At 73.6% G+C, this 22,208-nt stretch carries 17 protein-coding genes and 1 pseudogene; 9 read left to right on the forward strand and 9 right to left on the reverse strand.

Features of this window, described 5'->3' with window-relative positions; translation table 11 throughout:
- From DMH12_RS25360 to DMH12_RS25385, 6 genes are all read left to right on the forward strand, one after another.
- Positions 1–2,072 (forward strand): MinD/ParA family protein (locus DMH12_RS25360; protein WP_125493774.1); only part of this gene is annotated, 2,072 nt, incomplete at its 5' end.
- A 304-nt stretch (positions 2,073–2,376) separates the two neighbouring features.
- A complete protein-coding gene (locus DMH12_RS25365) occupies positions 2,377–4,239 on the forward strand; it encodes an ABC transporter substrate-binding protein (protein ID WP_125493775.1) in 1,863 nt (620 codons plus the stop codon).
- On the forward strand, positions 4,232–5,293 hold the full coding sequence (locus DMH12_RS25370) for an ABC transporter permease (protein ID WP_125493776.1): 1,062 nt from the start codon (positions 4,232–4,234) through the stop codon (positions 5,291–5,293). The genes DMH12_RS25365 and DMH12_RS25370 overlap by 8 nt, the downstream gene beginning before the upstream one ends.
- Positions 5,290–6,249, forward strand: coding sequence for an ABC transporter permease (locus tag DMH12_RS25375; protein ID WP_125493777.1), 960 nt, complete (start codon positions 5,290–5,292; stop codon positions 6,247–6,249). The genes DMH12_RS25370 and DMH12_RS25375 overlap by 4 nt, the downstream gene beginning before the upstream one ends.
- Complete coding sequence (locus DMH12_RS25380; protein ID WP_185832522.1) at positions 6,246–7,286, forward strand: ABC transporter ATP-binding protein; 1,041 nt, start codon at positions 6,246–6,248, stop codon at positions 7,284–7,286. The genes DMH12_RS25375 and DMH12_RS25380 overlap by 4 nt, the downstream gene beginning before the upstream one ends.
- Positions 7,283–8,317, forward strand: coding sequence for an ABC transporter ATP-binding protein (locus tag DMH12_RS25385; RefSeq protein ID WP_125493779.1), 1,035 nt, complete (start codon positions 7,283–7,285; stop codon positions 8,315–8,317). The genes DMH12_RS25380 and DMH12_RS25385 overlap by 4 nt, the downstream gene beginning before the upstream one ends.
- 3 nt (positions 8,318–8,320) lie before the next feature.
- Here DMH12_RS25385 and DMH12_RS25390 read toward each other — a convergent pair whose 3' ends face one another.
- The 9 genes from DMH12_RS25390 to rimP all read right to left on the reverse strand — a co-directional run bounded on the left by DMH12_RS25390 (position 8,321) and on the right by rimP (position 20,543).
- Complete coding sequence (locus DMH12_RS25390) at positions 8,321–9,280, reverse strand: bifunctional riboflavin kinase/FAD synthetase (RefSeq protein ID WP_125493780.1); 960 nt, start codon at positions 9,278–9,280, stop codon at positions 8,321–8,323.
- A gap of 91 nt (positions 9,281–9,371) precedes the next feature.
- On the reverse strand, positions 9,372–13,214 hold the full coding sequence (locus DMH12_RS25395) for a trypsin-like peptidase domain-containing protein (protein ID WP_125493781.1): 3,843 nt from the start codon (positions 13,212–13,214) through the stop codon (positions 9,372–9,374).
- 255 nt (positions 13,215–13,469) lie between these two features.
- A complete protein-coding gene (gene truB / locus DMH12_RS25400; protein ID WP_125493782.1) occupies positions 13,470–14,375 on the reverse strand; it encodes a tRNA pseudouridine(55) synthase TruB in 906 nt (301 codons plus the stop codon).
- Positions 14,372–14,842 carry a 30S ribosome-binding factor RbfA gene (gene rbfA, locus DMH12_RS25405; RefSeq protein WP_125493783.1) on the reverse strand — a complete coding sequence of 157 codons (471 nt, stop codon included), beginning with the start codon at positions 14,840–14,842 and terminating at the stop codon, positions 14,372–14,374. Before rbfA ends, truB begins: the two co-directional genes overlap by 4 nt.
- Before the next feature lie 59 nt (positions 14,843–14,901).
- Positions 14,902–15,195: a DUF503 domain-containing protein gene (locus DMH12_RS25410; RefSeq protein ID WP_052843289.1), complete on the reverse strand. Its 294-nt coding sequence runs from the start codon at positions 15,193–15,195 to the stop codon at positions 14,902–14,904.
- Between the two features lie 154 nt (positions 15,196–15,349).
- A complete protein-coding gene (infB, locus tag DMH12_RS25415; RefSeq protein ID WP_125493784.1) occupies positions 15,350–18,427 on the reverse strand; it encodes a translation initiation factor IF-2 in 3,078 nt (1,025 codons plus the stop codon).
- Positions 18,428–18,603: 176 nt separating this feature from the next.
- Positions 18,604–18,885: a YlxR family protein gene (locus DMH12_RS25420; protein WP_125493785.1), complete on the reverse strand. Its 282-nt coding sequence runs from the start codon at positions 18,883–18,885 to the stop codon at positions 18,604–18,606.
- A gap of 102 nt (positions 18,886–18,987) precedes the next feature.
- Entirely contained in the window at positions 18,988–20,010 is a 1,023-nt protein-coding gene (gene nusA / locus DMH12_RS25425; RefSeq protein ID WP_125493786.1) for a transcription termination factor NusA, read from the reverse strand.
- A 2-nt stretch (positions 20,011–20,012) separates the two neighbouring features.
- A complete protein-coding gene (gene rimP, locus DMH12_RS25430; protein WP_125493787.1) occupies positions 20,013–20,543 on the reverse strand; it encodes a ribosome maturation factor RimP in 531 nt (176 codons plus the stop codon).
- A 253-nt stretch (positions 20,544–20,796) separates the two neighbouring features.
- Between rimP and DMH12_RS25435 the strand changes: the two genes are divergently transcribed.
- The 3 genes and pseudogenes from DMH12_RS25435 to DMH12_RS25445 all read left to right on the forward strand — a co-directional run.
- Positions 20,797–21,363, forward strand: coding sequence for a hypothetical protein (locus DMH12_RS25435; RefSeq protein ID WP_125493788.1), 567 nt, complete (start codon positions 20,797–20,799; stop codon positions 21,361–21,363).
- Positions 21,364–21,365: 2 nt separating this feature from the next.
- Positions 21,366–21,857 (forward strand): ferritin-like domain-containing protein, encoded by a 492-nt coding sequence (locus tag DMH12_RS25440; RefSeq protein WP_125493789.1) that lies wholly within the window; start codon positions 21,366–21,368, stop codon positions 21,855–21,857.
- A 39-nt stretch (positions 21,858–21,896) separates the two neighbouring features.
- Positions 21,897–22,163, forward strand: a pseudogene (locus DMH12_RS25445) (aminoglycoside phosphotransferase family protein); the annotation flags it as partial.
- Positions 22,164–22,208: the final 45 nt, after the last annotated feature.

Raw genomic sequence — 22,208 nt, forward strand, 5'->3', positions numbered from 1 at the left:
CGGCCCCCCGGGGGCCGCGTCACCCGAGGCCCCCCCCCCCGGCCGAGGGGGGGGGGGCCCGCGGGCCCCCCCCCTCCCCCCCCCCCCCCCCCCCCCCCCGGCCCCCCCGGGGGCCCGCGCAGCCGGCACCCGGCGCCCCGGAGCAGCCCGCCGTACCGGCCCAGCAGCCGCCGTTCCAGCCGCAGGCTCCGCAGCCGGCGCCCGCCGCGTGGAACCCGCCGCCCGCCCAGCCCGCTGCGCCGGCCGGTTACGGCTTCCCGCAGCCCGGCGCCACGCCTCCGGCACCGCAGCCTCCGGCCCAGCAGCCGGGCGGCGCTCCCGTGCCCGGGTCCGAGGGCGGTTACGGCTTCCCGCAGAAGGCTGCGCGTCCTCCCGAGCCGTACTCCCCCGCCCAGCCCGGTACCTACGGGTTCCCGCAGGCACCGCAGGGGCAGTCGCAGCCCGATGCCGCTCAGGTTCCGCCGGCCGCGCCGCAGGCGACCCCGCACGGGTACGCCCCGCAGGTCCCGCCCGCCCAGCCGATGCCGCAGCCGGGCCAGGCACCGCAGTCTCCGCCCCAGACGCCCCAGATGCCCCAGACGCCCCAGACGCCCCAGGCGATGCAGCCCGGCGCGCCCGGTCAGCCGGGCCAGGCAGGTGTGCCCGGTCAGGCAGGTGTGCCCGGTCAGCCCGACCATCAGCCGCAGCAGCATCCCCAGGCACCACCGCAGCAGCCTCACATCCCCCAGCAGCCTCAGGCACCCCAGCCGCAGCACCAGTACCCGCAGCAGCCGGACGCCCCGCAGCCGCCGCAGCAGCCCGTCGACCCCCGGCTCGGGGCCGCCTGGCCGCAGCCCATGCAGCACGACCAGCGTCAGCCCACCAACCCGGGGGCCGCACCGCTCGGGTACACCGCTGCCGTGGAGCTGTCGTCCGACCGGCTGCTCAACAACAAGCGGCAGAAGGCGAAGAGCAGCCGTCCGGCGGCCGGCGGTTCGCGGTTCAAGCTGGGCGGCAAGAAGGAGGAGGCCGAGCGGCAGCGGAAGCTGGATCTGATCCGCACCCCGGTGCTCTCCTGCTACCGCATCGCCGTCATCAGCCTCAAGGGCGGTGTCGGCAAGACGACCACCACCACCGCCCTCGGCTCCACGCTCGCCACCGAGCGGCAGGACAAGATCCTCGCGATCGACGCCAACCCGGACGCCGGCACGCTCGGCCGCCGCGTGCGCCGTGAGACCGGGGCCACCATCCGCGACCTCGTGCAGGCGATCCCGCACCTCAACTCGTACATGGACATCCGGCGGTTCACCTCGCAGGCCTCGTCCGGTCTCGAGATCATCGCCAATGACGTCGACCCGGCCGTGTCCACCACGTTCAACGACGAGGACTACCGGCGCGCGATCGACGTGCTCGGCAAGCAGTACCCGGTCATCCTCACCGACTCGGGCACCGGGCTCCTCTACAGCGCGATGCGCGGCGTGCTGGACCTCGCCGACCAGCTGATCATCATCTCCACACCCTCCGTGGACGGTGCGAGCAGCGCCAGTACGACGCTGGACTGGCTGTCCGCGCACGGCTACGCCGACCTGGTGTCGCGGTCGATCACGGTCATCTCGGGGGTTCGCGAGACCGGCAAGATGATCAAGGTCGACGACATCGTGGGGCACTTCCAGACGCGGTGCCGGGGCGTCGTCGTGGTCCCCTTCGACGAGCACCTGTCCGCCGGTGCGGAGGTCGACCTCGACATGATGCGGCCGAAGGTGCGGGAGGCGTACTTCAACCTCGCGGCGATGGTCGCCGAGGACTTCGTCCGCCACCAGCAGTCGCACGGCCTGTGGACGTCCGACGGCAACCCGCCGCCGGTCGCCGCGCCGCCGATGCCGGGCCAGCAGCAGCCGATGCCGGGTCACCCCCAGCCGGGCCAGGCCTATCCCCAGCAGCCGGGCCAGCCGTACCCGCAGCAGCCCGGCCAGCCGTACCCGCAGCAGCCGGGGCAGGTGCCGCCGCAGCCGCAGCCGGGGCAGCCCTACCCCCAGCCCGGGTACGGGTATCCGCAGCAGGGGCAGACGCCTCCGCCCCCGCCGCAGCAGTAGCCCGCCGGAGTCCCGAAGGCCCGCGTCGTCCCGGACGGCGCGGGCCTTCGCGTGTGCGCGGGCAGTACCGGTGAAACACGGGCGTCAGGCTCTCACCAGGGAGGCGCCAGAGGTCTGCGCCAATGAGAGTGACGGGTTGGCCAACTCGCCGTTTCCGCAGGCCACATGGGGTTTGACGGACCGTTGACGCGCGCAGACTGCCGCTGGTAGACACACACTTCATTCCGCGTTCACCACTGTTCAAGCCCGCCTCACGCGGGGACGTCCGGCGTTCCCGCGTGCGATGACGCGAGGTCAGGTAGTCATGAGCACACACGATCAGCACGGCAGTGGACGTACCGCCCCCCGCCGGTTCAGAGCCCGGCTCCTGGCCGCGGCGGGCGCCTGCGCGCTGCTCCTCACGTCGGGGGCAATCGCTCCCGCGGCCACGGCGGCCGAGGACGGCGACGGGGGCGGCGGCAAGACGCTCACCGTCGCCGTGGCGCAGAGCGTCGACTCGCTCAGCCCCTTCCTGGCGGTACGCCTGCTCACCACGAGCATCCACAAGCTGACGTACGAGTACCTGACCAACTACGACGCCAAGGACAACCACGTCATACCGGGGCTCGCGACCGAGTGGAAGGCGTCGTCCGACAAGCTGACCTGGACGTACAAGATCCGCTCCGACTCCCAGTGGTCGGACGGGCAGCAGGCCACCGCCGAGGACGCGGCGTGGACGTTCAACAAGATGATGACCGACCAGGGCGCCGCCACCGCCAACGGCAGCTTCGTCGGCAACTTCGAGAAGGTGACCGCGCCCAGCCCGACCCAGCTGGTGATCCGGCTGAAGAAGCCGCAGGCCACGATGACCGCGCTGGACGTGCCGATCGTGCCCAAGCACGTCTGGGAGAAGGTCGGGGACTTCTCGAAGTTCAACAACGACAAGGACTTCCCGATCGTCGGCAACGGGCCGTTCATCCTCACGGACTACAAGCCGGACAGCTATGTGCGGCTCAAGGCCAACAAGGACTTCTGGCGGGGCGCCCCCAAGTTCGACAACCTGGTGTTCCGCTACTACAAGGACCAGGACGCCGCCGTCGCCGCCCTGCGCAAGGGCGAGGTGTCGTTCGTGGCCGGGTCGCCGTCCCTGACGCCCGCCCAGGCCGACTCCCTCGAGGGCGAGGAGAACATCCGCGTCAACGACGCCCCCGGCCGCCGCTTCTACGCCCTCGCCACCAACCCGGGCGCCCGGGCGAAGGACGGCACGAAGTTCGGTGACGGCGATCCCTCGCTCCTCGACCAGCGGGTGCGGAACGCGCTGTTCATGGCGGTGGACCGCAAGGCGATCGTCGACAAGGTGTTCCAGGGCCACGCGGTCGAGGGCGCGGGCTACATCCCGCCGCGCTTCTCGCAGTACTTCTACGAGCCGACGGCCCAGCAGGAGCTGGCGTACGACCCGGAGGGGGCGGCCCGGCTGCTGGACGAGGCGGGCTACAAGGCGAACGCCGACGGCAAGCGCGTCGGCAAGGACGGCAAGCCGCTGAACTACCGCGTCCTGTGCCACGCCACCGACCCGAACGACAAGGCGGTCGGCAAGTACCTCCAGGAGTGGTGGGGCGAACTCGGGATCTCGATCACCCTCGACTGCCTCGACAACGTGACCGACCCGTGGCTGGCCGGCAAGTACGACCTCGCCTTCGACGGCTGGTCCGTCAACCCCGACCCGGACTTCGTGCTCTCCATCCACACCTGCGCGGCGCTCCCGGCGACGCCCAAGGACACGGGCGCCACCGACAACTTCATCTGCGACAAGAAGTACGACGACCTGTACGCGGGGCAGTTGGGCGAGTACGACCCCGGCAAGCGCGCGGACCTCGTCAAGCAGATGCAGTCCCGGCTCTACGACACCGGCTACATGAACGTCATGGCGTATCCGAACGCGGTCGAGGCCTACCGCACGGACCAGATCGAGTCGATCACCACCATGCCGTCCGACGCGGGCAACATCTACGGCCAGGACGGGTACTGGAGCTGGTGGTCGGCCGTCCCCGCGGACTCCGGTGACTCCTCGGGCGGTTCGTCGTCGACGGGCACCGTGATCGGCATCGTCGCGGGTGTCGTCGTCCTCGCCGGCCTCGGGGTGCTCTTCGCCGTCCGCCGCCGGGCGACGGCGGACGACCGTGAGTAGCGCGACGGATTCCGCGCCCCTCGCCGCGACCGGCGCCGCGCTCGGCAAGCGGCCGCCCGGGCCGTCGCGGCGCGGAGGCAGCGGGTATCCGCGGTACGTGGCGGGGAAACTGGGCGGCGCGGTCGTCTCCCTCTTCGCCGTCCTGGTCACGAGCTTCTTCCTCTTCAGGCTGATCCCCGGCGACCCGGTGAAGTTCATGACCGGCGGCCGTCCGGTCTCGGCCGAGCAGCTCGCCGTCTACCGGGAGGAGTTCGGGCTCGACCTGCCGCTGTGGCAGCAGTTCACGGACTACTGCCTCAAGGCGCTGAGCGGGGACCTGGGCACGTCGTACCAGTTCCACGCGCCGGTCACCGACAAGATCGTCGAGGCGCTGCCGAACACCCTGCTGCTCACCGGCACGGCCTTCGTGATCTACACCGCGCTGGGTGCCTTCCTCGGCACCCGGTCGGCGTGGCGGCACGGCGGGCTGGGCGACCGGCTCAACACCGGTCTGGCGCTGACGCTCTACTCCATCCCGTCGTTCTGGCTGGGGCTGCTGCTCATCATCGTCCTGTCGGTGGGAGTGGACCCGATTCCGGGCCTGTTCCCGACCGGCGGCATGGAGTCGGGCGGCGAGGAGGGCTTCGCCCACGTGCTCGACGTCGCCCACCATCTCGTCCTGCCCGTGGTGACGCTGGTCGCCGTGGAGTACGGGCAGACGCTGCTGGTCACCCGGTCGGCGCTGCTGGACGAGATGGGCGGCGACTATCTGACGACCGCGCGGGCCAAGGGGCTCAGGGACGACCTCGTGCGGCGGCGGCACGCCGTGCCCAACGCGTTGCTGCCGACCGTGACGCTGGTCTTCGTCAATCTGGGCCGGACCGTGGCGGGTGTCATCCTGGTCGAGACCGTCTTCTCCTGGCCGGGGCTCGGCGGGCTGTTCTACCAGGCGCTGAGCGTGCCCGATCTGCCGTTGGTGCAGGGGCTGTTCTTCGTCTTCGCCGCCGCGGTGATCCTGATGAACACGCTGGCCGACCTCCTGTATCCGCTGCTCGACCCGAGGGTGGGCCGATGACCGCCGAGACCGCCGAGACCCCCGCGGAACCGTCCGGGAAGGAGCCCTCCGGGAAGCCGGGCGCGCCGAGTCCCCGTGCGCTCGCGCGGCGGCGGCGCCGTGCCTCCGTCGCGCGCTTCTGGAAGGAGTACCGCAGACACCGGGCGGGCCTGTTCGGGCTGGCCGCGCTGTCGCTGTTCGTGCTGGTCGCGCTCACCGCGCCGCTGACGGTCGGGTCGGACGTGGACAGCGTGACCGACGCGCCGGGGCAGCCGCTGGAGAGCCCGAGCGGCCGGTTCCCCCTGGGCACGGACCAGTTCGGGCGGAACCTGCTCGGCCTGCTGATCTGGGGGTCGCGCGTGTCCCTGCTCGTGGGGCTGCTCGCGGCCGCGCTGTCGGTGGCGATCGGCGCGGTCATCGGGATCACGGCCGGGCACTTCCGCGGGTGGTACGCCACGGTCATGATGCGGATCACGGACTGGTTCCTGGTGATGCCGACGCTGGTGCTGGCGATCGTGCTGGCGACCGTCATGTCCCGCTCCCTCGCCACGATCGTGCTGGCGATCGGGGTGACCACGTGGCCGACCACCGCGCGGCTGGTGCGGGCGCAGACGCTGGCGGTGGAGTCACGGCCGTACATCGAACGGGCGAAGGCGCTCGGGGGCGGGCACTGGCACATCATGTCCCGGCACGTGCTGCCCAACGTCATGCCGCTGGTCCTCGCTCAGACCACCCTGATCATCTCCTCCGCCATCCTGGCCGAGGCGACGCTGGCCTTCCTCGGGCTCGGCGACCCGACGGTGGTGTCCTGGGGCGGGCTGCTGCAGGACGCGCGGGAGGCGGGGTCGGTGAGTTCCGGCGACTGGTGGTACCTGGTGCCGCCGGGCGTCGGGATCGCGGTGGTGGCGCTGGCGTTCACGCTGTGCGGGCGTGCGGTGGAGGCCGTTCTCAATCCCAGGCTGGGGGTGTCCCGTTGAGTCTCCTGGAGGTACGGGACCTGAAGGTGACGTACGCCGGTGGCGCGGCCGCCGTGCGCGGGGTCGACCTGCGCCTCGACGCGGGCGAGAAGCTCGGGATCGCGGGCGAGTCCGGCTGCGGCAAGTCCACGCTGGCGCTGGCGCTGCTGCGGCTGCTGCCGCCCGGCACCCGGACCGGCGGGGAGATCCTGCTGGACGGCGAGGACGTGCTGACCATGAAGTGGGGGCGGCTGCGGGGGGTGCGCTGGGCAGGGGCGTCGATCGTCTTCCAGGGCGCGATGCACTCCCTGAACGCCGTGCACCGCATCGGTGACCAGATCGCCGAGCCCGTCCTGCTGCACCGCGGGGCGACGGCGGCCGGCGCGCGCAGGAAGACGGGTGAGCTGCTGGAGCAGGTGGGGCTGCCCGCCTCGCGGGCGAGTGCCTACCCGCACGAGCTGTCCGGCGGGCAGCGGCAGCGCGTGATGATCGCGATGGCGCTGGCCTGCGACCCGCGTCTGATCGTCGCCGACGAGCCGACCACGGCGCTCGACGTGATGATCCAGGCGCAGATCCTGCGGCTGATCGAGGGCCTGGTCGGCGAGCAGAACGTCGGACTGATCATGATCAGCCACGACCTCGCCGTGCTGGCCGACACCTGCGACCGCCTCGCGGTGATGTACGCGGGCCGGGTGGTCGAGGAGGGCCCGGCCCGGCAGGTCTACGAGGACGCCCGGCATCCGTACGGCCGCGCCCTGTCGGCGGCCTTCCCCACGATCGGCGACCCGGCCTCGCGGTTCGCGCCCCGCGGCCTGCCCGGCGACCCGCCCGACCCGACGGCGGTGCCCTCCGGCTGCGCGTTCCACCCGAGGTGCCCGGTGGCCCTGGACCTCTGCGCCACCGAGGACCAGGCACTGCGCGAGGCGGGAGCCCGCCGGCGGGCGGCCTGCGTCCACGTGGGCGCGGGGGACGGTGGAGCGCCCGGCAGTACCGAGGCGCCCGCCAGTCCCGTTGGCGGCGCCGTGCCGAACGACGGAGTGAGGAGCAGTACCCCATGACGCCCACCACACCCCCGTTGCTGAGCGTTCAGGGGCTGCACGTCACGTTTCCCGGCCGGCGCGGGGCGGCCGACGCGCGGGCGGTCGACGGGGTCGATCTCGACATCCGGCGGGGCGAGATCGTCGCGCTGGTCGGCGAGTCGGGCTGCGGCAAGACCACCCTCGCGCGCTCCCTGCTCGGCCTGGTCCCGCCGACCGGGGGCCGCGTCACCTTCGACGGCGCCCCGCTCGCCCGCTCGGGCCGCGCGCTGAAGGCGTACCGCAAGCGGGCCCAGCTGGTCCTCCAGGACCCGAGCGGCTCGCTCAACCCGCGGCACACGGTGTACGACATCGTCGCCGAGGGCCTGCGGATCCACGGTCACGCGGGGGACGAGCGGGCGGCGGTCGCCGAGGCCCTGTCCCGGGCCGGACTGCGGCCACCCGAGCGGTTCTTCCTGCGCTACCCGCACGAGCTGTCCGGCGGCCAGCGGCAGCGGGTCGTCATCGCGGGCGCGCTGGTCCTGGAGCCGGAACTGCTCGTCGCGGACGAACCGGTTGCCTCCCTCGACGCGTCGGTACGCGGCGAGATCCTGGCGCTGCTGCTGCGGCTGCGCACCGAACTGGGCCTGTCGGCGCTGGTCGTCACCCACGACCTGGGCCTGGCCTGGAACATCGCCGACCGGGTGGCGGTGATGTACCTCGGCCGGATCGTGGAGACGGGCCCGGTGGAGCAGGTGCTGACGGCGCCCAGGCATCCGTACACGCAGGCGCTGCTGTCGGTCCTGCCGGAGGCGCCGGGCACGCCGGTCGTGCTCACCGGCGAGCCCCCGGACCCGTCGTTCATCCCGTCGGGCTGCCGCTTCCACGTCCGCTGCCAGGTGCTGGCCGGCGGTGAGGCGGAGCGGGCCGGGGTGGCCGACGCGTGCCGGCACGGGGAGCTGGAGGTCCTGTCCGGCGGCGACGAGGCCCAGGTGGCCTGCCACTGGGCCCGGTCGCGGGCGGAGCGGCCCACGGCCGGAGCGGGCGACGAGGCGACCGTCCGGCCGGGCTGAACATCAGGGGCGGTGGACGTCCGAGGCCGCGATGATCTCGCGGCACCTCTGGACGTCCTGGCCCATCTGCTCCAGCAGCGCGTCCAGGGTCTCGAACCTGGCCTGGCCGCGTACGAAGGCGAGGAAGTCGACGGCGACGTGCAGGCCGTACAGGTCGAGGTCCACGCGGTCGATGGCGTACGCCTCCACCGTGCGCTCGGTGCCTTCGAACTGCGGGTTGGTGCCGACCGAGATCGCGGCCGGCATCGCCTCGCCCTGGGCGTGCAGCCAGCCGGCGTAGACGCCGTCGGCCGGGATCGCGGTGTGCGGGAGGGTCTCGACGTTGGCCGTGGGGAAGCCCATCTCGCGCCCCCGCTGGGCGCCGCGCACGACCACGCCCTCCACGCGGTGCGGGCGGCCCAGGATCTCCGCGGCGCCCTGGACGTCGCCCTCGGCGACCAGGCGGCGGGTCAGGGTGGAGGAGAACGGCTCGCCGCCGCCCGCGTCACCGGTCACGTACAGGTCGACGACCTCGACCTCGAAGTCGTAGACCTTGCCCTGCTCGGTGAGGAAGTCCACGTTGCCCGCGGCCTTGTGGCCGAAGCGGAAGTTGGGGCCCTCGACGACCGCCTTGGCGCGCAGCCGGTCGACCAGGACCTTCACCACGAAGTCCGCCGCGGAGAGCTTCGAGAACTCCGTCGTGAACGGCAGGATCAGCACCGCGTCCACGCCCAGGTCCGCCATCAGTTCGGCACGGCGGTGGTGCGCGGCGAGCAGGGGCGGATGGCTGCCGGGGCGGACGACCTCGCTGGGGTGCGGGTCGAAGGTGACGACGACGGCGGGGACGCCCAGTTCGCGGGCGCGGTCCACGGCATGCTTGATGATCAGCTGGTGCCCGCGGTGGACGCCGTCGTAGGAGCCGATGGTGACGACGCTGCGTCCCCAGTCCTCGGGGATGTCCTCCAAGCCACGCCAGCGCTGCACTGTGTCTGCTCCTTGGTGGTTTCCGTGATCTCGGTGGGTCCGGTGGTGACCCTTGCGCAGGTCTAAGGGTGCCATGCCGTCCGGGCCGGGGTCAGGCGGGGACCCGGGCTCCGGCGAGGTTCTCGATCGTGCGGCGGGCGCTGGGGCCGACCAGCGCGGCCCAGTCCGGCGGCGCGTCGGCCAGCCAGCCGGTCAGCCGGGTGGCGAAGCCCGAAAGGTGACGGGCCAGGTCGACCAGCCCTCGGTCGAAGCGGGTGGCTCCGTCGGGGGTGCGGACGAGGAGGAGACCGGTGCGGTGGACGAGGGCGCGCTGGTCCTCACCGGCGCACCGGGCGGCCGCGTACAGCAGCGCTTCCAGGACGGCGGGGGCCTGCTCGTGGGCGAGGAGGCGCTCGCGCAGTTCCCGGCGGAGCGGGCCGGCCGCGGCGGTGCCGTCGCCGGGGAGGACACCGGCGAGGGCGGCCCGCGCGGGCTCGGGTCCGTCGTCGAGGAGAGGGGTGACGAAGGGGAGGAGTACGGCGCGGTCGGCGGGGTCCCGGTCCAGGCGCCGGTCGACGTAGGCGGCCAGGTGTCCGGCGGTCTCGGGGCGGTCCGTGACGGCTCGGGCCACCAGGGCGGCCACCCGGCGGGCCAGCGCGGGGGTGGTGGCGTCGGCCAGCACGCGCAGCGCCTCCCCCGCGTCGGGGCCGCGCAGCCGGGCCCGGAAGGCTTCGAGGACGGCTTCCGGATGGGTGGGCAGGGCGGCGGCCACCGCGCCCGGCGGGAGGTGGGGGTCGCCGGCCGCGAAGTGGTCCAGTGCCCTCGGAAGGTGGCGTTCACGGCTGTCCGGATCGTGCACGAGCAGGGCCAGCGCGCCGCCGTGCAGCGGGCTGTCGGCGGGCCCGGCGAGCAGGACGAGGGCGGCGTGCCGGAGCAGGGTGCGGTCGGCGGCGGTGCGGGCGTGCGGGGCGGTGCGCAGGCCGTGGGTGACGGCGGCGCTCCGCCGCTCGGGGCGCTCGTCGCGCGCCCACCGCTCGACGGCGCGGCACAGGGCGGAGGGCTCCTCCTCGGCCAGGACGGCGAGCAGTTCGTCGGCCCGTCGGTGGGTGCTGTCGACCAGGACCTCGGTGAGTCCGTCCAGGCCGCGGTGGCGGTGGGTGTGCAGCAGCGCCTGCGCGGCCGTCGCGACGGTGGCGTGCGGGGTGGCGGGCAGCGGCCGGTCGTCGTCGAACCAGCGGACCAGGAGCGGCTGTACGGCCCCGGGAGCGGCGGTGAGCAGCGCCGCCACGGTGTCGAGGTGGCGGGGGCCCGGCTCGCTCGGCGGGCCGTCTGCGAGGACCAGGCGGCGCAGCAGGTCCAGCCGGAGCGCGTCGGGCAGCCGCAGGCCCGTCCAGAAGGCGGGCCCGAACTCCGCCGGCGCCGGCCGTCCCTCCCCGCGCCGTTCCGCGAGGCCGTCGGCGAGGAGCCGCAGCACCTCCGTGTACGGCGTCGCGTCGGGCACGCGCGCGAGGACGCGGGTGAGCAGCCGGGGGGCCCACCAGGAGTGGGGGTCGGCGTCGAGGGCGTGCACCAGCTCCTCGAGGGTCAGGGCGAGTTGGAGGACGCCGTGCTGCCGGGCGAGGAGCAGGACGGCCTCGACGACGGGGCCGATGCGGTGATGGGGCACCGGCAGGGTGTGTGTGTCGTGCGTGTCGTGCGGGGTGCCGCGGCGGTGGACGAGGGCGCGCAGGGCCTCGTCCAGGTCGAGGTGGACGCCCTGGATCCAGTCGGCCAGCTCCTCGTGCGCGAAGCGGTAGCCGGGGCCCGCGGGGACGAGGAGGCCCTCGGCGAGCACGGCCGACGCCCAGCCGGTGCCGCCGCCGAGCCGCGCCGGGGCGGGCCCCCACGGGAACAGCGCCTCGAAGGACTCCCGGTCCAGCGCGCCCTGTCCGGGGCCGAGACTGCGCCGGGCGGCCTCGTGGACCTGCCCTGAGACCTTCGCGGCGAGCCGGCGTACGGCGGTGCCGTGCAGGCCGTTCTCCCGGGCCAGGCGGGTCGCGACGCGCAGGCACGCGAGGTCCAGGTACGCCTGGAAGACCTCGTCCCGGTCGACGGGCGCCGCCGGCAGGTCGAGGCCGACGCGGACCTCACCGAGCAGACGCAGGGTGAGGGGGTGCCGGTCGTCGGGGGCCCCGAGGGCGCCGTCCGGGACGCCATGGCGGGCGCGCGCCTCCCGGGCCTCCTCGTCGCCCAGGTCGCCTAGCGCAACGCAGGGCGGCAGCACCGGGCTGGGAGCCGCCGGCTCCACGCCGTCGAACCCCGGCCGGGGTACGGCGACCGCCGTCCCGGCCCCCACCGCCCCGGCCGACGGGCGTGTCCCGGCGGCCGCCCAGGACGGCACGGGTACGGCGGACCCGCCCTGGACGGCCGCGGCCCCGGCCGACGGCACGACACCGTCCGGCGGGCGCCTCCCGGCAACCGTCCGGGACGGCACCGGTACGGCGGCCCCGCCCTGACGTGCCGCCCCCGGCGTCGCCCACAGCGGCCTCCGGGAGCCGTCCGCCGCGGCGGCACGCTCCTCGGGGCCGTACAGCAGGTCCCGGGGGAACTCCGCCCCCGCGTGCTCCCAGTACTCCGCCCGGCAGGCGACGACCAGCCGGATGCCCGTCTCGCCCAGCCAGGCCGCGGTGCCCTCGGTCCATTCCGGGAGGCGGTGGGCGAGGACGGGCGGCATCTCCTCGGGGCCGTCCAGCAGCAGGAGGAGGGGCCTCTTGGCGGTGCGGGCCAGGCGGGCGAGGCGTTCCGGGGCGATGTCTCCGAGGTCGTCGGGTCGGGCGCCGTCCGAGGCGGCGACGATGCGGGCGGCCCGGTCCAGCGTCCGGCGCACCGCGTCCGCCAGCGACATGTCCTCGTCGCACAGGTCGGCGCCGCGCAGCCACAGCGTGGGTGCCGGTGCGGGGCCGCGGGAGCGGCGGGCGGCGAGGGTTGTCAGCTCGGTCGTACGGCCGCTGCCCGGTGCGCCGACCAGGCCCAGTACGGCCGCGCGGCTGGCGGCGAAGGCGGTGAACGCGCGGGTCACCGCGGGCCGTTCGACCGGCTTCACCACCGGCTCCACCAGGGGTGCGCCGCCGCACGGCCCGGAGCCCTCGACCGCACGGGCGTCCCCGTACTCCCCCGACGCGCCCCGCGGACCGTCCTGCCCGACCGAGGTCGCCGTGAGGGCGAGGACGCCCGCGAGGTTGAGATCGGCTCCGTAGGCCGGGACCGTCGCGGCGTTCTCGGCGAGGAGGGCGGCGAGCGGGCCCGTGTCCGCGCGGCGCAGCGGCACGGCGAAGCCGACGTCGCTGTGCCCGGAGCTGAGCGCGGTGCCGAGGACCCCGAGGACGGCACCGGTCTGGATGTCGACGACGGGCCCGCCTGCCGCACCGCCGCCGAGCCGCAGCGCGTCCCGCCCGGAGGTGCCGCAGGCCAGTTCCAGCGCGTCGCCGAGGAGGTGGAAGCGGTCGGTGGCCGTGTAGGTCACGCCGGTGGTGCCCAGGACCCGGGCCTCGCGCCAGCCGCCGGCGGCGATGCGCACGTAGGTGCCGGCCTCGACGCGGTCCCGCGTGGTGACGGGCAGCGGGCGGACGCCCAGGCCCTCGGTGCGGACCAGGGCCAGGCCGTGGGCGGGCAGTGGGGTCACGTCGGCGGCGGCGACCACGCGGCGCCGGTCCCCGGCGGTGCGCAGGACCAGCCGGGAGAGGCCGTCGACCGCTTCGTGGCTGGTGAGTACGGTGCCGTGGTGGTCGGCGACGAATCCGGTGCCGCGGGGGCGTCCGGCGAGGTCGTGCACCTGGACCAGGGCGTCGTCGGGCGCGGGCCGGGCCGGATCGGCCACCCGGGCCGGGGGCCCGCCGCGCGCGTCCCGGGCTCCGTCCCGCGGCCCCGGTGCCGCCCTGCCGCCCGCCGCCTCCCGGGACCGGTTCCTCGACGCCATCGCCGAACCTCCCCGCCGTACACCCCTGCTGTGTGTTCGACGGTAGGCGCGTGATGATCAGCGGGACAGATCTCCTGGCGAACGCGCCCCCTTCCGCTCCCCCGGTTCACTCCGAGCGCCTGCCCGGACGGGTGAACAGGAGGGGTCGGTTGGATACACCCTAGGAGGCGGGGGAACCGAGGGGGGACCGTGGAGCGGCGACAGTGAAGTCCCCGTGATCGCCGCTCCACGGGCGGAGGCCGACGGCGCGTCGGCTCAGCCGAAGACGGCCAGGCTCTTCGCCTTGCCCTGCTGCTCCTCGACCAGCGCGAGCAGTCCGCCCTCGGGTCCGTAGACGGCGACGGCACCGGCACCCGCGTAGAGCTCGGGCATGTCCAGGCGGACCCCGTTGAGGAGCAGCTTGGCCCGTCTGGTGTCGACGTCCCAGCGCGGGAAGGCGGCGCCGGCCGCGTCCGCGACGGGCATGACGGTCAGCTCCTGCTGGAGCTGGTCCAGCGTCCGGGCGGTGTCCAGCTTGTAGGGCCCGACCCGGGTGCGGCGCAGCGCGGTGAGGTGGCCGCCGACGCCGAGACCGGCGCCCAGGTCGCGCGCCAGGGCCCGGATGTAGGTACCGGAGGAGCAGACCACGGACACCACCAGGTCCAGCACCGGGGTGCCGTCCTCGGCGACGGCGTCGCGGACGTCGTACACGGAGAACGAGGAGACGGTGACGGGACGGGCGGGGATCTCGAACTCCTCGCCCTCGCGTGCCCGCTTGTAGGAGCGCACGCCCTTGATCTTGATGGCGCTGACCTTGGACGGCACCTGCATGATCTCGCCGGTCAGTTCGGCGATCCCGGCGTCGATCGCCTCCCGGGTGACCTTCGAGGCGTCCGCGCACCCCGTGATCTCGCCCTCGGCGTCGTCGGTCAGGGTGGTCTGCCCGAGCCGGATGGTGCCCAGGTACTCCTTCTCGGTGAGGGCGAGGTGCCCGAGGAGCTTGGTCGCCCGCTCCACACCGAGGACCAGGACGCCCGTCGCCATCGGGTCGAGCGTGCCGGCGTGCCCGACGCGCCGCGTCCGGGCGATGCCCCGCATCTTGGCGACGACGTCGTGCGAAGTGAAACCCGACGGCTTGTCGACGATGACAAGGCCGTCGGGCGTGATGTGCTTCTCGGTCATTTAGCGGTGTCGTCCGTCTCGTCGGCCTCGTCCGCCTCGTCGGCCTCGTCCGGCTTGCGGTACGGGTCGGCCTCACCGGCGTACGCGGCGCCCGCGGACGCCTCGCGCACCTTGGCGTCGGACTGGCGCGCCTTGTCGAGGAGGTCCTCGATGTTGCGGGCGGTGTCCGGGAGGGCGTCCATGACGAAGGCCAGGGTCGGCGTGAACTTCACGCCCGCCGCCTTGCCGACCTCGGAGCGCAGGATGCCCTTGGCGCTCTCCAGGCCCGCTGCGGCGGCGTTGCGCTCCTCGTCGTCCCCGTACACCGTGTAGAAGACGGTCGCCTCCCGCAGGTCACCCGTGACCCGGGTGTCCGTGATGGTGACGTGCGAGCCGAGCCGCGGGTCCTTGATCCCGCGCTGCAGCTTCTGGGCCACCACCTCTCGGATGAGGTCCGCCAGCCTTTTCGCCCGCGCGTTGTCGGCCACTGGTCCGTCTCCCGTTCTTTCCGCTCTTCGTGATCTTGCGTGGTCTGGCGTGCCGCTGGTCAGTCGTCGTCGCCGTGGAAGCGCCGTCGCACCGACAGCAGTTCCACCTCGGGCCGGCCGGCCACCAGCCGCTCGCACCGGTCGAGTACGTCGCTGAGGTGGCCCGCGTCGCCGGACACCACGGCCAGGCCGACGACCGCCCGGCGGTGGAGGTTCATGTGCTCCACCTCGGCCGCGCTCACCGCGTACTTCCGCTGGAGTTCGGCGACGATCGGGCGGACCACGGAGCGCTTCTCCTTCAGCGAATGTACGTCGCCGAGGAGGAGGTCGAAGGACAGCGTCCCCACATACATGTATGCAACCGGTTCACCCGCCGGTTCGGGATCGATGGCCCCGCCGTTCACCGGCGGGGACATCAGAACCGTACAACGAACGGCCGGGGCCGATCGACGGATATTGTGCTCCGCCGACCGGCCCCGGGCCGCACCGTCTCGGAAGTCGCGGTGGTTACACCCGCGGCTTCTCGCGCATCTCGTACGTCGCGATGACGTCGTCGACCTTGATGTCGTTGAAGTTTCCGAGGTTGATACCGCCCTCGAAGCCTTCGCGGATCTCGGTGACGTCGTCCTTGAAGCGACGCAGGCCCACGATGTTGAGGCTCTCCGCGATGACCTTGCCATCGCGCAGCAGGCGCGCCTTGGTGTTGCGCTTGACCTCGCCGGAGCGGATGAGTACACCCGCGATGTTGCCCAGCTTGGACGAGCGGAAGACCTCGCGGATCTCCGCCGTGCCCAGCTCGACCTCTTCGTACTCCGGCTTGAGCATGCCCTTGAGGGCCGCCTCGATCTCCTCGATCGCCTGGTAGATGACCGAGTAGTACCGGACGTCCACACCCTCGCGCTCGGCCATCTGCGCGGCACGCCCGGCGGCGCGCACGTTGAAGCCGATCACGATGGCGTCGGAGCCCATCGCCAGGTCGATGTCGGACTCCGTGACCGCACCGACGCCGCGGTGCAGGACGCGGATGTCGACCTCTTCGCCGACGTCCAGCTGGAGCAGGGAGGACTCCAGGGCCTCGACGGATCCGGAAGCGTCACCCTTGATGATCAGGTTCAGCTGCTGGACCTCGCCGGCCTTGAGCACCTTGTCCAGGTCCTCCAGCGACACGCGGCGCGTGCGCTTGGCGAACGCGGCGTTCCGCTCGCGGGCGGCACGCTTCTCCGCGATCTGGCGGGCCGTACGGTCCTCCTCGACCACGATGAAGTTGTCGCCGGCGCCCGGGACGTTGGTCAGACCCAGCACCTGGACCGGGGTCGAGGGACCCGCCTCGGTGACGTTGTTGCCGTTGTCGTCGAGCATGGCGCGGACGCGGCCGTAGGCGTCGCCCACCACCATCGTCTCGCCGACCCGCAGGGTGCCTCGCTGCACGAGGACCGTCGCCACGGCACCGCGGCCGCGGTCGAGACGGGACTCGATCGAGATGCCCTGCGCGTCCTGCGTGGGGTTGGCCCGCAGGTCGAGCGAGGCGTCCGCGGTGAGGACCACGGCCTCCAGCAGGGAGTCGATGTGCAGACCCTGCTTGGCGGAGATGTCGACGAACATGGTGTCGCCGCCGTACTCCTCGGCCACCAGGCCGTACTCGGTCAGCTGACCGCGCACCTTGCTCGGGTCGGCACCCTCGACGTCGATCTTGTTGACCGCGACGACGATCGGGACCTCGGCCGCCTTGGCGTGGTTGAGCGCCTCGACCGTCTGCGGCATGACGCCGTCGTTGGCCGCGACGACCAGGATCGCGATGTCGGTCGACCGGGCACCGCGGGCACGCATGGCGGTGAACGCCTCGTGACCCGGGGTGTCGATGAAGGTGATCTTGCGCTCTTCGTCGTTGACCTCGGTCGCGACCTGGTAGGCACCGATGTGCTGGGTGATGCCGCCGGCCTCGCCCGCGATGACGTTCGTCTTGCGGATGGCGTCGAGCAGCCGGGTCTTACCGTGGTCGACGTGACCCATGACGGTCACGACCGGCGGACGGACGACCAGGTCCTCCTCGGAGCCCTCGTCCTCGCCGAACTCCAGGTCGAAGGACTCGAGCAGCTCGCGGTCCTCCTCCTCCGGGCTGACGATCTGAACCGTGTAGTTCATCTCGCCGGCGAGGAGCTGGAGCGTCTCGTCGGAGACGGACTGGGTCGCGGTGACCATCTCGCCGAGGTTCATCATGACCGCGACGAGCGACGCCGGGTTGGCGTTGATCTTCTCCGCGAAGTCGGTGAGCGACGCACCGCGCGACAGGCGAATGGCTTCGCCGTTGCCGCGAGGCAGCATCACGCCGCCGACCGACGGGGCCTGCATGGCCTCGTACTCCTGGCGCCTCTGCCGCTTCGACTTGCGACCGCGACGCGCGGGACCGCCGGGACGGCCGAAGGCGCCCTGCGTGCCACCACGGCCACCGGGACCACCGGGACGACCGCCGAAGCCGGGACGGCCACCGCCGCCACCGAAGCCACCGCCGCCGCCGGGACGACCGGCGAAACCGCCGCCGCCACCGGGACGACCGCCGCCGCCACCGCCGCCGGGACGGCCGGCGAAGCCGCCGCCGCCACCCGGACGACCGCCGCCGCCACCCGGACGACCGGCACCGCCGGGACCGCGACCACCGCCGCCGGGGCCCGGACGCGGGCCGGCAGCGGGACGCTGCGGCATCATGCCGGGGTTCGGACGCGGACCGCCGCCGGGACGGGGACCGCCCTGGCCGCCGCCCTGCGGACGCGGCATCGAGCCGGGGCTCGGACGGTTGCCGCCCGGAGCCTGGGGACGGGGACCGCCGCCCTGGCCGCCGGGGGCCTGCGGACGCGGGCCGGCGCCGGGGGCACCGGGACCGCCGGGGCGCGGACCGCCCTGCGGACGGGGCGCCTGCGGGCGCGCCATGCCGGCGTTGCCGCCGGAGGTGAAGGGGTTGTTGCCCGGACGCGGACCGCCGGGGCGGCCGCCGGGACGCTGCGCGGGGGCACCGGGACGCTGGCCACCGGGACGGCCCTGGCCGCCCTGCTGACCACGGTCCTGACCCGGACCGGACGGACGACCGCCGGGCTTGGGGGCACCGGGACGCGCGCCGCCGGGCTTCGGGCCGGCCGGAGCGGGCGTCGAGGCGGCGGGGGCGGCCGGAGCGGCCGGCGGAGCGGTGAACTCCGGCGCGGCGGGAGCCGGACGCGGCGCGGGCTTGGGGCCCGGCGTCGGACGCGGACCCTGGGACGGCGCCGGAGCGGGGGCCGCCGGGGCCTCAGGCTGCTGGGCAGCCGCGGGCTTCGGGGCCGCCGGACGCGGCGCGGCCGGACGTGCCGCCTGCGCCGGAGACGGCGACGGCGCGGCGGGCCTGGGGGCGGCCTTCTTCGGGGCGGCGGTGCGACCGGCTGCCCGGCCGTTGCCACCACCCTGCTGGAAGGCGTCTGTCAGCTTGCGTACTACGGGCGCTTCGATGGTCGAAGACGCCGAACGGACGAATTCACCGAGCTCCTGGAGCTTGGCCATGACGACCTTGCTCTCAACGCCGAACTCCTTGGCGAGTTCGTATACCCGGACCTTAGCCACTTCGCTCCTCTGAGGTCCGGGTTGCGTCCGGACCGTCGCTAGTTCATGGGCGTACTCATCGCGTACTCATCGAGTGCTCATCGCAATCTCGACCTGCTTTCGACTCGCGAGGTACCGGGCCGCGCGGTGGGTTCCGCACGGCTCGTCTTCCTTACCACGTTGCTTACATGCTGCTTTCAGCAACCTTGTGCCTGCTCGACGTAGTGACGCAACGCCTTTACGTCGAGCGGACCCGGGACGCGGAGCGCCCGCGGGAACGCCTTGCGGCGCACCGCCTGGTCGACACAGACCGGTACGGGGTGTACATACGCACCCCGGCCGGGCAGCGTACCGCGTGGATCAGGGGTGCAATGACCCTCGTCCGCCACGATGCGCAGCAGCTCGCTCTTGACCGCTCGCTCCCGGCACCCCACGCAGGTGCGCTCAGGGCATGCTCGAGTACGTGTCCGGCCAGACACTCCTAAGTCTACCTCCCCGGGCCGACCTCACCCCTACGGGGCAAGAGTCGAACACGTGCCGCACGCAAAGCTGACGTGATCTCAGCGCCGTGCGGCTTGGATCTATTCCCCGTGCTCGCCCGAGGGCTGCCCGGAGGGCTGTCCGGACGGCTGCTCGGTGTCCGGGCGGATGTCGATGCGCCAGCCGGTCAGCCGGGCCGCGAGGCGGGCGTTCTGGCCCTCCTTGCCGATGGCAAGCGACAGCTGGTAGTCCGGCACGATCACCCGCGCGGAGCGGGCGGCCAGGTCCACGACCTCCACCTTGGAGACGCGGGCCGGGGAGAGCGCGTTGGCCACCATCTCGGCCGGGTCGTCCGACCAGTCGACGATGTCGATCTTCTCGCCGTTCAGCTCCCCCATGACGTTGCGCACCCGGCCGCCCATGGGGCCGATGCAGGCGCCCTTGGCGTTCAGACCCGAGCGGGTGGAGCGGACGGCGATCTTGGTGCGGTGGCCGGCCTCGCGGGCGATCGCGGAGATCTCGACGGACCCGTCGGCGATCTCCGGCACCTCCAGGGCGAAGAGCTTCTTCACCAGGTTGGGGTGGGTGCGGGACAGCGTCACGGAGGGGCCGCGCACGCCCTTGGCCACCCGGACCACGTAGGACCGCAGCCGCATGCCGTGCGGGTAGGTCTCGCCGGGCACCTGCTCCTGCACCGGCAGGATGGCCTCCAGCTTGCCGATGTCGACCAGCACGTTCTTCGGGTCGCGGCCCTGCTGGACCACGCCGGTGACGATGTCGCCCTCGCGGCCGGCGTACTCGCCGAGCGTCGCGTCGTCCTCGGCGTCGCGCAGCCGCTGCAGGATGACCTGCTTGGCGGTGGTGGCGGCGATGCGGCCGAAGTCGGACGGGGTGTCGTCGAACTCGCGGGCCGCCTGGCCCTCCTCGAGGTCGTCGGGGTCCTCCTTCGCCCACACGGTCACGTGTCCGGTGTCCCGCTTGAGTTCCACGCGCGCGTGCCGGCGGCTTCCCTCGGTGCGGTGATAGGCGATGAGGAGGGCCGACTCGATCGCTTCGACCAGCAGGTCGAAGGAGATCTCCTTCTCCCGTACCAAGCCCCGCAGGGCGCTCATGTCGATGTCCACGGCTACGCCTCCTCTTCCGTCGTGTCGCTGTTCTGGGTGTGATCGGTGTTCTTGGTGTCCTTGCGGTTGAACTCGACCTGGACGCGTGCCTTGTCGATGTCACCGAAGGCGAGTCTGCGGGTGGTGGCCTTGCGGCCCTTGACGCCGGGCACCTCGAGGTCGATTCCGTCCTCGTCCACGGCGACGATGCGGGCGACCAGCTCACCGCCCTCGTGCAGCTGGAAGCGGACCAGGCGGTCCGTGGCGCGCACGTAGTGGCGGTGCTCGGTCAGGGAGCGCTCCGCGCCCGGGGTGCCCACCTCGAGGGTGTACTCGGCGTCGCCCATCGCGTCGCTCTCGTCCAGCTTCGCCGAGAGCACACGGCTCACATCGGCGATCCGGTCCAGGTCGGCGCCGGTGTCGGAGTCGACGACCACTCTCAGCACACGCTTGCGGCCGACCGAGTCCACCGCGATCTCCTCGAGGTCCAGTCCCTGGGAGGCGACGAGCGGCTCAAGCAGCTCTCGCAGCCTCTCGCTCTGGGTGGTGCTCATCCGGGTGACTCCTCGGCCGCGTGTGCTGTTGTGGGATGGGGCGCGTGTCTGGTCAAAGGGTATCGGGTCCCGGGGGGTGTTGCCGTCCACCCCGGCTCGGCGGTGCCGATGACCGGTGCCCGGCCGGGGCCCGGGTACCGTGATCACGGGCCGGCCCCACCGTGGGTCGCCGCCGCGTCGCCGGTCGCTCCGCCCGTCGCTGTGTCCGTCGCTTTGCCGCCGCTTCCGTACGAGCTTGTCGAGGACGTCTGCCGTGTCGTTTTCCGCATCGCCGCGCCCGCCGTCGGGGCCGCGCAGAAGGAGTCTGCTCGTGTCGGCCACCGGGGCCGCCGGTGCCGTCCTGCTCGTCGGGTGCTCCGGCGATCCGGAGGCCGGGGAACCGGCCGCCGAACGGTCCGCGGCCGACGCGGCACGCGCGCGTGCGGGCCGGGACAGCGAGGCGCTGGCCGCGCGGTACGCGGCGGTGATCGCCGCTCATCCGGGGCTGGCGGAGCGGTTGCGTCCGCTGCGGGAGGAGGTGCTGCGGCACGCGAAGGCGTTCGGCGCGAAGGGCACAGGGGGTAAGGCCTCGCCGGGGGCGTCGGCGTCGTCGGGGGCCTCGCCTTCGGAGTCCGCGCGGGCCGCGGGGCCGGGGGACGACGCCGGGCGGGTGCCCGCGGACGAGAAGGACGCGGTGGCCCTGCTGGCCGGTGCCGAGCGGAAGCTGGCCGACCGGCGGGCGCGGGCGCTGCTGGAGGTGCCGGGTGAGCTGGCGCGGCTGCTGGCGTCGGTGGCGGCGGCCGGGGCGGCGCACGTGTATCTGCTGACGGACGGAGGGTGACGGTGAGCGAGGCGGAGGACCGGGAGCTGGACGCCCTCCAGGCGGCGCTTTCGGCCGAACACGCGGCCGTGTACGGCTACGGGGTCGTCGGCGGCCGGATCGGTGAGGAACGGCGGGGCGAGGCGCGGACCGCGTACGACGCGCACCGGGCACGGCGGGACGCCCTGGTGCGCGACGTGCGGGGCCTGGGCGGGCGGCCGGTGGCCGCGTCCGCCGGGTACGCGCTGCCCTTCTCCGTGCCGGACGCGGCCGCCGCGGTGCGGCTGGCCGGCGAGCTGGAGGATCGGCTCGCCGGGGTCTACTCCGACCTGGTGCGGGCGGCCGAGGGCGACCGGCGGGCCGCTGCCGCCGGGGCGCTGCGGGAGGCCGCGGTCCGCGCGGCGCGGTGGCGGGGCGGGAGCGTAGCCTTCCCTGGGCTCGCGGAGCGGACCGGCACGACGTCGGCGCGCACCTCGGCTCCGGATGCCTCGGCTTCGGCCACACCGACTGGGTAACGCGTACGGCTGCACGTACGGGAAGGGAACGGCTCGCGCATGGCTTTCGAAGCGCCGCGGCGGCTGGTCAGGGCGCTCGGCGAGACGGCACCTGGCGGCGACGACTGGCTGGCGCGGCTGCCGGAGGCGGCGGAGCGGGCGGTGGCGCAGCGCGGGCTGAGCGCCGAGCGGGTGCAGGTGCCCGGCGGGCGGAGCAGCCTCGTGGTCCTGGTGCGGGATGCCGACGGCACGCCTGCCGTGCTGAAGCTCGCCCCGCGGCGGGCGCGTCCGGAGAGTGAGCGGGCCGCGCTGGCGCACTGGGGTGGGCTCCTATACACATCTCCGAGCCCACGACACCGGCAGTAATACTGT

The organism is Streptomyces sp. WAC 04229 (assembly GCF_003947455.1).
GTDB lineage: Bacteria > Actinomycetota > Actinomycetes > Streptomycetales > Streptomycetaceae > Streptomyces.